Below are 14338 nucleotides of genomic sequence, written 5' to 3' on the forward strand. Positions count from 1 at the left end.
TAGGAATAGGACTGTGCATATGACTAGGAACAAGCAAACAATCGAGGTGGTGACGGTGGGCCAGGAGCGCCGCAGGCGCTGGTCTGCCGAGGAAAAAGCGGCGCTGGTGCGCGAGACTTACGAGCCAGGCATGAACGTGTCGCTGGTCGCTCGCAAGCACGGCGTCGGTGCAAGCCAGTTGTTCAACTGGCGTAAGCTCGAACGGGAAGGCGCGCTAACGGCGGTCACTGCTGGCGAATCGGTGGTACCAGCGAGCGAACTGGCCGCTGCACGCGCGCAGATAGCCCAGTTGCAGCGCATGCTCGGCAAGAAGACGATGGAGGCGGAAATCCTGAAGGAGGCCGTCGAGTTTGCTCGCGAAAAAAAGTGGATTGCGCGCTCGCCCTTGTCGGGCAAGGACGACCAGTGAAGCCGGTCTGCTCTGCCCTTGGCGTAGCGCGCTCACACGTAGCCCAGTTGCTGGTTCGTCCCGCGGACTGGATCGACGGGCGTACCACTCAGACGTTCCACCAACCTACCGACGCCATCCTGGTCGACGCCGTGCGCGCCGAGATTACAGCGCTGCCGACCTATGGCTACCGCCGGGCTGGCGCTCTGGTCAACCGCACGCGCGCCTTGATGGGCTTGCCAGCAATCAATCACAAGCGGTTTTATCGCGTGATGAAGGCGAACAGTCTGCTGCTACCCAAGGCGCCGAAACGCCCAGTGAGCAGCCGCGTGCACAATGGCGCGGTGGCGGTGGACGAACCCAATCAGCGCTGGTGCTCGGACGGCTTCGAGATCGCCTGCGACAACGGCGAAGTGGTGACCGGTGTGTTCATGAAGGATTGCTGTGACCGAGAAATCATTGCCTGGCGTGCGTGGGCCGAACGTGGCCTGCCTGGCGAGCCCGTGCGCGACATGCTGGTGGAAGCGGTCGAGACAAGATTCGGCCAGGCCAGCGTCGGCTCGACCCGGCTGGAATTCTTGAGCGACAACGGCGGCGCCTATCGAGCCCATGAAACGCACGCGCTGGTGCGCGCACTTGGGATTGAACCGGTGCATACACCGGTATGCAGCCCGCAGTCGAACGGCATGGCCGAGAGCTTCGTGAACACGTTTAAACGGGACTACGTGAACTTGATGGACCGCAGCAGCGCAGAAATCGTTCTGGCTCAACTGCCAGACGCCTTTATGCACTTCAACGAGGTCCATCCGCATTCGTCGCTGAAATGGAAATCGCCTCGCATGTTCAGGAGGGAGCTGGCGCGCCGGGCTCAGGAAAGCGGCGCTAACTAAACGATTGGCTGTGTCTGGTTATATTGGGGCAAGATCACGTGGCACCCCGTACATTGTGAGCGCAGCAGATCCAAAAAACTGGCAAGAAATTCCTATCCGGCCCATCTTAGGCTATTGCGTTGCTGCAGACGAAGGTGTTTTGCTTTTATATGACTACACGAAAGTTATGGGGCTATGCGCGAATGGAAAAGCTTGGTCGACACGATCGTTTTCGTGGGACGGGCTCAGGTCAGTGCGCGTCGTCAACGGAGCAGTAGAAGGTGAAGGATGGGATGCGCCAACGTCCGCTTATGTGCCATTCCGCGTTGATATAAAGACAGGGGAAAGTACGGGTGGGGCCTCACCACCGCATTGAAATCAAGAGGGCCGGGGTCAGATACCGTCTTCGCATGGGGGGGCGGAGGGGGCGGGATCAGGTCCGCCTTTCGTACTCGGTCTCAACCTTTGCCATCTCGATCTACAGTAAGATGCGCATTATTAAATGCCGATACGGCCCGACTGACCGTCCTGCTCGACATGTGAAAAGCGGCGGCGATGTGGGACATGGTAAAAGCGGTTGACAGATAAGCGCGTGCCATTGTCTCGTCTCTGTCGCTATAGCGTGCGTGAGACTGCGCGCGTGACAGTGTGACAGCGCGGTGCTGCTGCCTTGGCGCATCTTTGAATGATTGGACCGCTGCGATTGCTAATGTGCCGAAATGAAGGCGTCATCGCCCAGAAGCAACTGGTGGCAGGTATGGGCGAGCGGACTAGTTTTCGCTCATCCCGGCCGCGACTAAGCGGCAACCATAGGTAAATCCGGTGAGGGTATTTTTGAGGGTATCGGTAACTGAATAGTTTGGAAAGCACTGAAAAATCAAACGCTTAACCATCTCATTGACCATCGAGTGGGAATGATTTGATGTCTAGCAACTGCTGGCACTGATAGGCAGGAGGCCACACCTAAGCCCTTGATTTCACGGGCTTTTTTGTTATTTTGTCTGGCACTGCCTGGCAACGATTGGCGCGCTTAAGCACTGTTTTTTTCATGGCGTTATTAATGGTATAATCTCACAACGATGCATGATCGGCGGTCGATACCATGCGATGCTTCCGGATTCTGTCATGGTATCAATTTCGTATAAAGTTCATTAAAATCAAGGACTTGTAAGAAATTTTCATCCGCTTTTTGATCATGGTATTTCAGCTCTTCATGACCAGATGCCATGCTGACCGATACCAAACTGCGCAATCTCAAGCGACAGGACAAACTCTACAAGGTGAACGACCGCGATGGCCTGTATGTGGCCGTCACGACTGCCGGCTCAATCTCGTTCCGTTATAACTATGTAATCAACGGCCGCCAGGAGACCGTTACCTTCGGCCGCTATGGCGTCGGCGGCATGACGCTGGCGGAGGCGCGCGAGAAGCTGGGCGAGGCAAAGAAACTGATCACGGCCGGAAAGTCCCCGGCGAAAGAAAAGGCGCGGAATAAGGCCCGCGTCAAGGACGCCGAGACAAGCGGCGGGATCAGCATCCGTGAAATCATGTACCTGAGTCCCGATATGCTCGCCACCAGAGGCAGACCGCGTTGGTCGATGAGCAGATGGGGCTTGCAGCCAAGCTTGCCCCGGTCGGTTGGATTGGGGCCGGTATGCTGTCCGCCGAGGGGTTTCTTTGGACGACGTTTTGTTTAGGCGTTCCAAGGCAGGCTTTTCCTGCCTCTTGCCTTCAATAAGATCAGGTTTAGGACAGCGCGGTTTAGCAAAAAGATGTGCAACAAAGGTTGGAAATGGAAGCTGGAGAGTCGCAGGCAAGACGCAAGCTTTGGACGGTACGGCAGGTAGGTGGATGATCTATTCGAAACGAAGAATAGCAGGCAATTGAGCGGCAAATTACCTGGACTTGCCTTTGTATCAGGGCAAGATTTCAAGTAAGCTGCCGCCCGACTGTACTTTAGCGGTTGAGGATTGCCTCAGTTGTCGCGCCGTTCTTCACTTCGACTGTTCGCACAACCAGGCCGCCTTGTTGATCAAGAAGGCCCAAACGCCGTGAATATTCATTATCCGAAATGGTTTCCCAATTCACATTACTGAGTACATAGTATTGACCTGGTGGAACTTCATTAAACTCAAAACGACCTTCACCATCAGTAGTTTTAGTTTTATCATAGGTCGAGTAGCGTGGATCCTGAGATACTGCTGCTGCCCGGCCTTCCATGAGTACCGCCTGGTACCACTGTTGCCTGTACTTTGTCACCGGTATTAAAAGTACTGCATTCCCGGCACCTTTTTTCACGGTGCCGCCCACTGTTTTCGCAAAGACTTGACCTTTTACAATACCGGTGCCACTTTTAGGAAGTGCATCATATTCAACGGCGTCAAATGGCAGCGGAGTGAAGCTTGGACGTTGAGGTGCCACGCAGCCTCCAAGTAGTGCTGCAAGGGATGCGACCAGTACAATTTTTGTAATTTTCATCAGTTTATTTTCACTAAGATAGGAGAATCAGCGTTGGGTGTTGCAGTTGACAGTACCGCACTTCAAATTGGCATGACGGAACCTCTTGAATTATTGCATAATTTCACTGACGGTTTTAGATCCTATGTTTAAATTTTAGAGATTTAAATCGATCGCGCGATATACCCAGCAATGATTGGTAATCCTCCATTTTTAGAGCGCTTTAGAAGTAGAGGTTAAGCGGCCATGGCAAGCTTCTGTTTTGGCGTGATGCCGTCAGGTGCCATGTCGCGTCAGCCGTGATCGCTATTGCTACTCCAGCACCAGCGCGCAAAGTCCCCCATCTGGCCGAGCGCACGAAGCAGATGACGGGCTATTTTATCGTAGCCAATTATGCCGTTATTGCTCTCAGAAGCAGATGCTCTGTTGCTTACTCGGGATAGGAAGGCCCGGCACGATCTCGTCGTAGGATCAGACAACGATATCAGCACCCACTTGGTGCTTGGCAGAAAGCCAAAGGTCTCAATACGATTTATCTACTTCTTATTTACGCAGAATTATGGTGCGGGAGAGGCCAAACCACTGGTGACAATTCATTCTGTGGTCCTGTTGGCGCCTCCAAGCGCATCTTTTGATTATTGTTTGACCAATATCAAGGATATCATTACCCTGATGAAATTACCTTCTCTTGCATGAATATCGTTGATCTATAAGACTGCATGTATAGGCTGGTAACACCCCATCTATCCCGCCATAGAGAAAGAACGCAGTATGGAGCATTCATTTGGTGGTTCCTGGACCTAGATTAAGTTCGACATGCTGCGCAGGTGTTCGTTTGCTCGCAGAATTGACCCACTCTGTTTGACGCGCCTTCCACTGCCTGGCAAACGCTGCCACGCGGTCGTATGACCCTGCATAGCCCAGCTCTTTCAGGTCCTCATGGATCTGCTTCAAATTGTGCCGCTGCTTACGCGGCTTCGTCATTTCGGCCTTGAGCCACCCGGATAGCTGCACCGAGTATTTGTCTAATCCGCTAACTGATCGCCGCTCCGCATAGGAGGGCTTAGTGGTTTCCGATCACAGATAGCGTCGGACGGTATTGCGTGATATATGCAGTCGCCTGGCGATTTCTCGTCAGGCAGACCGAGACGAGCATGGCAGCCTATCGTCTCACTCCTCTTTTTCAAAGATGCGGATCTTCGCGCCGCCCTGGTAGTCCTGCAGATCCGTTTCGCCATCGATGCGTATGTCGCCCTTCAATATCACCTCCACGCTGATATCGACTCTTTTGATGCGAAACGTTTCAATGTCGGTTGGGTGTATATCGATTTCCATGGAAATCGAGGCGCCTGGCGCGATCGTGGTGAATTTCGTCTTCAGCGCCGGATTGGCCAGGCCACGGCGGGCATAGGTAACGGCGCCGGTATCGGTGTCGATGAATTTGACGATCGGGCCCGACTTGCGCAGGTAGTCGAGCGGAAAACCGATATCGCGGCTGCCATCGTTGCGGATGGTGACCAGCACGTCGATCGGCTTGCGCTCATAGACGCAGCCAGCGTTGCCCAGGCATTGCAGGGAGATGGAGAGGGGCGCATGGGTGCTCGTCATGGTGTTTGCTTTCAATGGTAGTGCCATCAGCATGGCATAGATAAGGAGGCTCAGACAATATCGCATCGTATTTTCCTGCCAATTTTTTTGCTCAACAATTCCTGCGCTTCAATTGCGATATTCCAGCCGTGGCGTTTCAGGATCAGCGCGCCTTCCGCATACGACATGATCGATTGCGTCAGGTCTTGCGGCGAGGTGCCGTTGACGTGGCAAACAATGGGCGCGTCGAGTGTGCCGTCCGGCTTGAAATAGCGTACCGTTTCTTCGAACTCCGTGTACGAGTATTCGTCGGGCATGCCGACGCAATGTCCGAATTCATGCGCATACGTGGTCAGTTCCGTTGCCAGCGACACGTTCATGACGTCGCCGGTCACGTTTTCGCGGTCATAGCGCTTGTGGATCTGCAGCGTGTAGTGCTGATTCTCGTCAACCCAGAGGACGCGGAAAACCACGGGCAACACCTTTTGTCCGCATTGCGGATCATTGATTTCAAGCCGGAACTTGTTGTTCCAGTTGCCTTCGATGCCGGCCGTCGCGTTTTTCTGCGCCAGCGCCACCACGTAGGCGCGCTGCTTGACGCGCAGCGCCGCCGATTCCGTGCCCTTGTCGCTCTCTTCCAGCGCCTGTCCTGCAGCGTCCAGTACCGTGATGGCCTTGAAACGCACTTCCACCACCACCGGACCGTCCGATTTTGCCGGCACGTACAGCTTGAACCAGATCTTGTCCCTGTATTTGTGCGGCGTGCCGTCGTGCTGGTAAGGCTGGGCATAGCGGCCATACGAGGGGCCGGCGATTTCTTTTTCGTAGTCCGCGATCCAGCAGGCCGGCAGCTTGACCAGCACTTCCTTGCGGCGCTTGTTGTCCACCGGCGTGGTGCTGGAGTCGCCTGCCGGCTTGTATTTCGGTTCCGGCGGGGTGCTGGTTCTGGCTGCCGGCTGCCCTGGCGAACCTGGTACCGGCGCCGGCGCTGAAGAGGGGGCAGGGTCGGGTGCCGGTGCCGAACCCTGGCCGCCCATCGTTTTCAGCAGCTCGATCACCAGCGCCTCGGCGGCCGCCGCTGCAATCACATGCGTCAAGCCCTTTTCGTCGGTCATGCCGCTCTCATAGCTGCCATCTTCGCGCTTGATGCGGTAGGGCTGGCGCGGCATCGGTTCGCCCGTGTCGCGGTCGCGCAGCACAAAGCCTTCGTCGAACAGCTTGATGCGCGTGTCGGGCAGCGCCGGCAGCACGCCGGCCGCGCTGGCGGCGCCGTTGAGCACGTGCTGGCCGCCCTTGACCGTGAAGTTGCCGGGACAGGTAAACGTGATATTGCCGCCTTCAAGCGTGATCGACGATTGCCCGGCCTGCAGCGTGATCTTTTGATTGGCCTTGATGTCGATGCAGTCGTTGACCGAGAGTACGGTAATGGCCTTGTCGGCCAGGATTTCCAGTTGTCCCGTATGCGCCTGCAGCGATACGGGGCCGTTGGCGGCAATCGCCTGGATGCCGCCGGTGTGGCTAAACAAGCCATGCGCACTGGCCGACACGGACGAATAAGTGTGGCCGGCCGTCATGTGCAAGTCCGACTGCGTCGTCCAGTGCAGTTGCTGGGCGGCAAACAACACGGTCGAGCCTGGCGTGGCCCAGTTGATGCTGGCGGGCGCTTCCATCACGACCAGCGGCTGGCCGAATTTTTCCACCGGCTGGTCGGCAGCCAGCTTGCGCTCGCCCGCGCTGGCCTTCAGTGCCTCCTGTCCGCCCACGCTGGCCTGGTATTTGCCATCTTGCTGGGGATCGATCTGCTTGATCAGGTCCAGCTGGGCCTGTTTCGCGTCCTGGCTGAACAGGGCGGTTTGTTGTTGCGCGGCCTCGGCCAACGACTTGTTCAGTTCGGCCGCGCCTTTCAGCTGGGCCAACGCTTCCGTGGTGTCGAGCTGGGTAGATGCAATGCCCGCGCCAGTCTGTGCGCGGGCTGTGGTCGAGATGAGCACGCCTTCGCCGCCGCGCAGTACGGTCCAGGCGTCGGTGCGCAGTTCGAAGCCGCTGCCCCGGTAACTGCCGCGCTGCGCCGTGTTGGGTCCTTGCTGTACCAGGTAACCGAGGTTCAGCTGCGTGGCCGCGCTGCTCGTCGCCAGGCGGGTACGCAACTGGCCAGGCGTGTCGTCGATGACCCACTGGTTATAGCCGCCGCCATCGAAATTGTGGCTGTGAATGCCGGAAATGACGCCGGCGTGATTGACGTCCGAATCGACGCCGGCCGCATAGGGCGGCGTGTCGCTGCCGGTATAGAGCTGGGCCACTACCAGCGGACGGTCCATGTCGCCTTCGATGAAGTCGACCAGCACTTCGGTGCCGATGCGCGGCGTAAATTGTGAACCCCAGTTCGGGCCAGCCAAGGCTTCGGCAACGCGCACCCAGGTGCCTGACGCTTCGTTGCCGGGCGCGTTGCCCTGCTGATCCGTGTTGTGCGCCATGCCGCCGGGATTGGCGGCGGCGCCCCGTTGCCAGGCAAACTGGATGCGTATCTGATGGTCGCGCCCGGTGGTCGCCACGCTGTCGGGCAGGCCGACCACCAGCGCCGTTTGCGGCCCCAGCGCGCTGCTGGCCTGGCGCGCGGCGGTAGCGAGCGGCACGATGGCCACGCTGGTACGCGCGCAAGCGAAGGTATTGCGGTAGGTGCCCGCCTCGAGCTGGCCGGCGATCAGGCTGGCGACGTCGCCCAGGCTGGCCACTGTCGATAATTTCGACAGGAGCGTCGTCAGCGCGCCGCCGGCCGGCCCCAGGTTGTTGCGTGCCTCGTGCTCGACCCAGAGCACGGTGAACTGGTTGGCGCCACCGGCATACTGTTCGTGCTGCAGCAGCTCAAAGGCGTGGCCGGCCGCCATGCGCCGCACCGCGCCAGCGCCCGTGAACTGCTTGTTCTCCAGTTCCAGTGCCTGCAGCATGCGCAAGCCGTGCGGATCGGCGGCAGCACTGTCGGCATGGCGCCGTTCGCCGGACCCGTCGTACAGGGGCAGGGGTGGCAGCTCGCCCGCCTGCAGGCTCGAGCTGTGTTCGGCGGCCGGTGCCACCAGTTGCTGCGGGTCCCAGCTGCTGATGCCGACCGCATTGGCCCGCACCTGGCGCCGCGCGCTGAAGCTGTCGATGGCGTCATCGGTATCGCTGGCGCGCACGCCGTGAAAGCGCAGGCCAGCCACGCCCGGCGTCGGCGGCGCGGCTGCCTTGCTGTCGAAAATCACCAGCTTGTGCTTGGCCTGCTGTGCGTTCTGTTGTTCGCCTTGTTGCGCCGCGCCATCGTCCTGCTCGTGCTCGAAGCGCCAGCTCAGGCCTTCGAAAGCGAGCACGCGGGTCAGGAAGTCCAGGTCGCTTTCGCGGTATTGGGTCCAGACGGGGCGCGGTGCCAGTTCCTGGCTGACATCGAATTCGAAGCGCACCTGCGGATAGTCGGCGAGCAGCTCCGTGATGAGGTCGCGCGCATTCTTGTCCTGGAAGATATAGCTGTCGCGGCGCAAGCCCAGCAAGGCCAAGGCAGGCTCGAGGCGCAGCCGGTAGCGCGCCACGCCGCCGTCGGCGCCGGCAAAGCCGCAGTCGGTGCACAGTCCGTGCCAGGCGCGCCAGCTGCCGTCGGGCTGCAGCAGCTTGAGCGTGATTTCCTCACCGAGAAAGCTGGCAAGGTCCAGGCCCGCCGCCGTGCTCAAGGCATCGACCTCGAAGCGGAACAGCTCGTTGACCGCTTCGCGGCCCCTCATGCGCTCGGCCATCAGCGATTCGGGCAGGTTCGATGCCTGCGCCGTGGCCAGCGTGATCAGCCGCGCATGCTGCGACAGGCCGGTGCCGAACACGCCCTGAGGAGCTTCTGTCGTTGCCGGGCCGCTCATTACGGCAACGTGATGGTCAGGTTGGCCGTGCGCGGCGCCAGCTTGACGATATCGCTGTAGGCGTTCATCTGCTGTTCGGTGTTTTTGGCCAGCATGGTGCGCAGGCCCAGGTAGCCCAGTGCGCAGATCAGCGCGAATACCGAGCACAGCACCCAAAGCGGCACGTCGTTGCGCAACTTGTGCGCGATCTGGTCGGGGCGTTCCGCATGTGGCGCAAAGCCCGCCTTCTTGCCCTTCATCTGGGCGATCTCGTCACCCAGGCGGGCCGTCAGGTAGGCCAGTTTTTCCGAGCCTTCGAGGATGTAGCGACCCTGGAAACCCAGCAGCAGGCACATGTGGAACACTTCCAGCGCCTGCAGGTGCGCGCTGCCGCGCGCGCGCAGCGCTTCAAGCCGGATGAAGAAGTTCTCGCCGGCCAGCTGGTCGCCGAACAGCACCAGTTGCAGCGGGCGGCGCGCCCACTCGTCGCGGATGGCATAGGGCGAGCGCAGGATGATTTCATCGACAGCCGCGCAAAATGCATACTTGGCCGCATCGATATCATCAGCCGAGGCAGCATGTTTTTTCGCCGCGTGCCCGAACTCGTCGAGAAATTGCGTCATTTTTCTGATGAAGTCGGCATTGTCTTGCGGGCCGCTGCCGTTTTTCAGCATGAACAGCGCGTAGAAACCGTCGTACATCAGGTCCGTCAGCGTGTGTTCGGTACCCGGGCCGGCCGGTACGCTCGATGCGTAAGCGGCGGAGCCGCCGGACATCAGGGAGGGGGCGTTTGCATTCATCGTTTATCTTCAGGAAGTGATGGCGACAAGTTCAAGTTTCAGATCCCGCATGCCGGACGGAACGTAGATGGAAATCGACTGGGCCTGCAGCATGCGGTCGTACATCTGGCCCTTCGCCTCGATGGTGAAGTAATAGGTATCGGGCCGCACCGGCACGGCGGCCGGCACCTGCGGCGTGTGCTGCAGGCGCACGCCGGGCAGGGCCGACAGCACGAATTTTTCCACATCGTCGGGTGCGCCGATCTTGAAGCGCAGCGGCACCACGTCCACCAGTTCCACACCCGGCAAATCGGCCGAGACGCCCAGGTAAAACGCCGTCTTGTCGTCGATCTTGCCCGAATCGAGCTTGCCGTGATGGTAAGACGGCTTGACCTCGGTCAATGCAATGGCGAAATATTTTGAAGAGATCACCGTATCGAGCAGTTCGCGGATGATCGCGTGCAGGCGCGCGAACGACGGCCCGGGATCGGCATGCTGATAGGCCGGCAGGTCGGCCAGCGCATGGGTTTTCGAGAACGTCATCAGCGCGCCGGCCAGCGCCAGCAGTGCTTCGTACAGGCGTTCCGGGTGCAGCGCCGGATGATGGAAATAATGACTGAGCGAGGCGAACGCCGAACTGGCCGTGTGCAGCAGCCAGAACGAGGACATGTCGCCGGAGCGAAATTCGATCACATTCTTGCTCGGTTCGCGGTGGTGGCCGTACAGGGCGTTGACCTTTGCCTGCAGCGCATCGATCAGGCGGCGCAGTTGCAGGAACAGCAGCGGGGCGCTGCGGATCGACAGGCTAGGCGGTACGAACGACGGGTCCGGCTCGAAGCCGCCGGTCGACAGGCGACGCAGGCGCAGCAATGGAAAATTCACATACGAATCGCGCGGTTCCGATTCGGCCACCAGGCGCAGCGATTTTTGCAGGTAGGCCAGTTCGGCCTGCGCCGCATGGGTGTACAGGTCGGGCGTTTCCAGGTTGGCCTGACCGTAGCGCGCCGCACCGTTGGGCTGGTCGGGCGCGGCAAAGTTGCCGCCGAAATGCTTGAAGGCGGGCAGGGCGGCATAGAACGTGACGGTTTGCTGCGATTGCAGCAGCTTGCTCAGGTCCAGGGCCTCGGGCAACTCGTCGGCGCCGGGAGCGTTGTAGATTTCGCCGTCCTGGAACACCAGCGACAGTTCCAGCAGCCGCAGCGTGTTATTGCTCAGCGCATCGCGGTCGATCTGCACGTGGTTGACACCCCAGGCGTAGGGATGCAGCGCCTTGATGCTTTCGTGCAGGCGATGTTCATGGTACTGGTCTTGCTGCTGGAAGTGCTGGGGGCGCAGAAACAGACCTTCACCCCATAACAATTTGCTTGTAATGCTCATCGATTGCCCTTTTTTCCGAAGAAGTAAAAGCGCGGAGAACGCTGCCGCTCCCGGGTTATTTTGAAGCGCGATCGGCGCGTTGCCGGAGCGTCCGATCATTCAATCTTTGCAATAGGAAATTATGTGCTTTTTTCGCAACTGCAACAACATTAACATTATCTTGAAGAAAGGTGCGTACGGTACGTTTCCCGCATGGTGCCTGCCTTTGCGGCCGGTTGAAATGTGAGTTTTCGCGTATTTTCTATTGAACGGAGTCAATATTAAATCCATGTTAGTCTCGGCAAAAATACGAATTTAGCAACTATAAATTGCAAGTTTTTTAATGACCGCGCCATCTTTTTTTTGAGGGAAATCAGACCATGTCTCGCCAATTCACATTGCATTTTTTTGCCGCTGTTGCCTGCGCATTGACGCTCAGCGCCTGCAGCACCGCACCTGCGGTCAAGACGGCGGCGCCGCCGCCCTCGCTCGACGAACTGATGGCCAAGGCGACCCAGGCCGCCAGTTCGGGCAACAACGAAGCGGCCATGGGTTTGTGGAAACAAGCCGCCGTCGAATTTCCAGCCGATAAGCATCCATGGGTTCGCATGGCGCAGACCCGCTATGAGGCGGGCCAGTACGGCGACGCCATCATCAATGCCCAGGAAGTGCTGGTGCGCGACCCGGCTGACAAGCTGGCCAACAGCGTCATTGCGATCAGCGGACTGCGCCTGTCGACGCGTGCATTGGCCGACTTGAGCCGCCAGAACAATCTGTCCGGCCCGTTGCGCACCGAATCGCAGGACCTGGCCAAGCTGTTGCGCGAAAGCCTGGGCGAAACCGTGCTGGTACCGGCCCCGGCCGCAGCGCAGGTACGCGACAAGCCGCCGGTGCGTTCGCAGCGCAAGGGACAGAGCAAGACTGCTGACAGCAGTGCCAATCCCTTCGATGGTTTGAAGTGAAGCTGAAGCAGTAAGGCGATCTACCAGGGGCATCGCGGATGCCGCCCATTACTCGTGAAGGGATGTGTCATGTCAAAAAAAGAAAGTGTTCAAAAACGCCTGCAAAAGGTCCGGCCGCCACGCGTGCAGATGACGTATGACGTGGAAATCGGCGATGCGATTGAAAACAAGGAGCTGCCCTTCGTGATGGGCGTCGTGGGCGACTTCGGCGGCAATTCCGAAGTCGAGCAAAAACGGCTGAAGGACCGCAAGTTCATCGGCATCGACCGCGACAATTTCGACGAAGTGCTCAAGGGTGTCGAGCCGCGCGCCGCGTTTGGCGTAGCCAACGAGCTCAGCGATGAGGGCGGCCAGCTGCGCGTCGACCTGCGCTTCAAGTCGCTCAACGACTTCCGTCCCGAGGCGGTGGTGGAGCAGGTGGCACCGTTGCGCCGCCTGCTCGAGGCGCGTACCAAGCTGGCCGACCTGCGCAACAAGCTGGCCGGCAACGACAAACTGGAAGATATCCTGAACGACGTGCTCAACAGCACGGAGAAGCTGGCCCAGCTGGAACAACAATCCACCGCCAAGAAAGACTGATCCCATGTCCGCTCAACTGACCCCCGCGTCCGGCGCCGCCGCGACCACCGATATCGGCTTGCTCGACCAGATCGTCGAACAAAGCAAGGTTGCCAAATCCAGCGTCGAGCATGCGCGCGCCAAGGACCTGATTTCAGAACTGGTCAGCCAGGTGATGGAGGGCACCGTGGTGGTGTCGAACAACCTGGCGGCCACCATCGATGCGCGCGTTGCCGAGCTGGACAGACTGATTTCACGCCAGCTCAGCGTCATCATGCATGCGCCCGAATTCCAGAAGCTGGAAAGCAGCTGGACGGGCCTGCATCACCTGGTCGACAACACGCCCACCGGCACCAACCTGAAGATCAAGCTGCTCAACGCCACCAAGCGCGAGCTGGTGCGCGATTTCCAGAGCGCGCTGGAATTCGACCAGTCGACCATGTTCAAGAAAGTGTATGAGGAAGAGTTCGGCACTTTCGGCGGCGCTCCGTTCGGCGCGCTGCTGGGCGACTTCGAGTTTACGCGCCAGCCCGAGGACATGTATTTCCTCGAACAGATGTCGCATGTGGCCGCTGCGGCCCACGCACCCTTCATTTCGGCCGCATCGCCCGAACTGTTCGGTCTTGAAAGCTATGCCGACCTCGGCAAACCACGCGACCTGGCCAAGGTGTTCGACACGGTCGAATACGCGAAGTGGAAGTCGTTCCGCGAATCGGAAGATGCGCGCTACGTCGGCCTCACGCTGCCGCGCTACCTGGGGCGGCTGCCGTTCAACCCGGCCGATGGCGCCACCGTCGACGGTTTCAATTTCGTCGAGGACGTCGATGGCACCAACCACCAGAAATACCTGTGGTGCAATGCCGCCTATGCCTTCGGCGCCAAGCTGACGGCGGCTTTCGACGACTACGGCTGGTGCGCGGCGATCCGCGGCGTGGAAGGCGGCGGCCTGGTCGAAGACTTGCCGACGCATACCTTCAAGACCGACGAAGGCGAAGTGGCGCTGAAATGCCCGACCGAGATCGCGATTACCGACCGGCGCGAAAAAGAGTTGAGCGACCTGGGTTTCATTTCGCTGGTGCATTGCAAAAACACCGATTACGCGGCGTTCTTCGGCGCCCAGTCGGCGCAGAAGGCCAAGAAATACAACACCGATTCCGCCAATGCGAATGCGGTGCTGTCGTCGCAGCTGCAATACATCTTTGCCGTCTCGCGCATCGCCCATTACATGAAGGCGATGATGCGCGACAAGATCGGCAGCTTTGCCGCCGCGTCCAACGTCGAAGATTTCCTCAACCGCTGGCTGATGCAATACGTGCTGCTCGACGATAACGCCAGCCAGGAACAGAAGGCCCAGTTCCCGCTGCGCGAAGCGTCGGTGCAGGTGTCGGAAGTGCCGGGCCGTCCCGGCGTCTACCGCGCCATTTCCTTCCTGCGTCCCCATTTCCAGCTCGATGAGCTGTCCGTTTCACTCCGTTTGGTCGCGGAGCTGCCGCAATCGACCAAATCCTGATTTTTTCATCAACAA

Annotated in this window: 9 protein-coding genes and 2 pseudogenes; 5 read left to right on the plus strand and 6 right to left on the minus strand. The window is 59.1% G+C overall.

Features of this window, described 5'->3' with window-relative positions; all coding sequences use genetic code 11:
• The first annotated feature begins 19 nt into the window (after positions 1-19).
• A protein-coding gene (locus OPV09_RS13420; RefSeq protein ID WP_338679941.1) for an IS3 family transposase occupies positions 20-1278 on the plus strand; the annotation gives its coding sequence in 2 pieces (ribosomal slippage) (positions 20-359 and positions 359-1278; 1260 coding nt in all).
• A 1205-nt stretch (positions 1279-2483) separates the two neighbouring features.
• A pseudogene (locus OPV09_RS13425) lies at positions 2484-2783 on the plus strand (Arm DNA-binding domain-containing protein); the annotation flags it as partial.
• 32 nt (positions 2784-2815) lie between these two features.
• Here the strand turns inward: OPV09_RS13425 and OPV09_RS13430 are convergent.
• From OPV09_RS13430 to tssK, 6 genes and pseudogenes are all read right to left on the minus strand, one after another.
• Positions 2816-2941, minus strand: a pseudogene (locus OPV09_RS13430) (IS5/IS1182 family transposase); the annotation flags it as partial.
• 272 nt (positions 2942-3213) lie between these two features.
• Entirely contained in the window at positions 3214-3735 is a 522-nt protein-coding gene (locus OPV09_RS13435) for a hypothetical protein (protein ID WP_139143435.1), read from the minus strand.
• A gap of 1149 nt (positions 3736-4884) precedes the next feature.
• The gene (locus OPV09_RS13445; RefSeq protein WP_319993063.1) at positions 4885-5322 is read right to left on the minus strand and encodes a hypothetical protein; all 438 of its coding nucleotides are present in this window, start codon (positions 5320-5322) and stop codon (positions 4885-4887) included.
• Between the two features lie 50 nt (positions 5323-5372).
• Positions 5373-9179, minus strand: coding sequence for a type VI secretion system tip protein TssI/VgrG (tssI, locus tag OPV09_RS13450; protein WP_338682088.1), 3807 nt, complete (start codon positions 9177-9179; stop codon positions 5373-5375).
• Positions 9179-9958 carry a type IVB secretion system protein IcmH/DotU gene (gene icmH / locus OPV09_RS13455; RefSeq protein ID WP_070304023.1) on the minus strand — a complete coding sequence of 260 codons (780 nt, stop codon included), beginning with the start codon at positions 9956-9958 and terminating at the stop codon, positions 9179-9181. Before icmH ends, tssI begins: the two co-directional genes overlap by 1 nt.
• A gap of 9 nt (positions 9959-9967) precedes the next feature.
• Positions 9968-11314, minus strand: a complete 1347-nt coding sequence (tssK, locus tag OPV09_RS13460) for a type VI secretion system baseplate subunit TssK (protein ID WP_034752199.1) — start codon at positions 11312-11314, stop codon at positions 9968-9970.
• Positions 11315-11673: 359 nt separating this feature from the next.
• On the opposite strand from tssK, the gene OPV09_RS13465 reads away from it, so the two are divergent.
• The 3 genes from OPV09_RS13465 (at position 11674) to tssC (ending at position 14323) form a co-directional block, all read left to right on the plus strand.
• Entirely contained in the window at positions 11674-12255 is a 582-nt protein-coding gene (locus OPV09_RS13465; RefSeq protein WP_338682089.1) for a hypothetical protein, read from the plus strand.
• 69 nt (positions 12256-12324) lie between these two features.
• Positions 12325-12834 carry a type VI secretion system contractile sheath small subunit gene (tssB, locus tag OPV09_RS13470; RefSeq protein WP_034752195.1) on the plus strand — a complete coding sequence of 170 codons (510 nt, stop codon included), beginning with the start codon at positions 12325-12327 and terminating at the stop codon, positions 12832-12834.
• Positions 12835-12838: 4 nt separating this feature from the next.
• Complete coding sequence (gene tssC, locus OPV09_RS13475; RefSeq protein WP_034752193.1) at positions 12839-14323, plus strand: type VI secretion system contractile sheath large subunit; 1485 nt, start codon at positions 12839-12841, stop codon at positions 14321-14323.
• The last annotated feature ends 15 nt before the right edge of the window (positions 14324-14338 follow it).

Origin of the sequence: Janthinobacterium sp. TB1-E2, assembly GCF_036885605.1 — a bacterium.
Taxonomy (GTDB): domain Bacteria; phylum Pseudomonadota; class Gammaproteobacteria; order Burkholderiales; family Burkholderiaceae_D; genus Janthinobacterium; species Janthinobacterium aestuarii.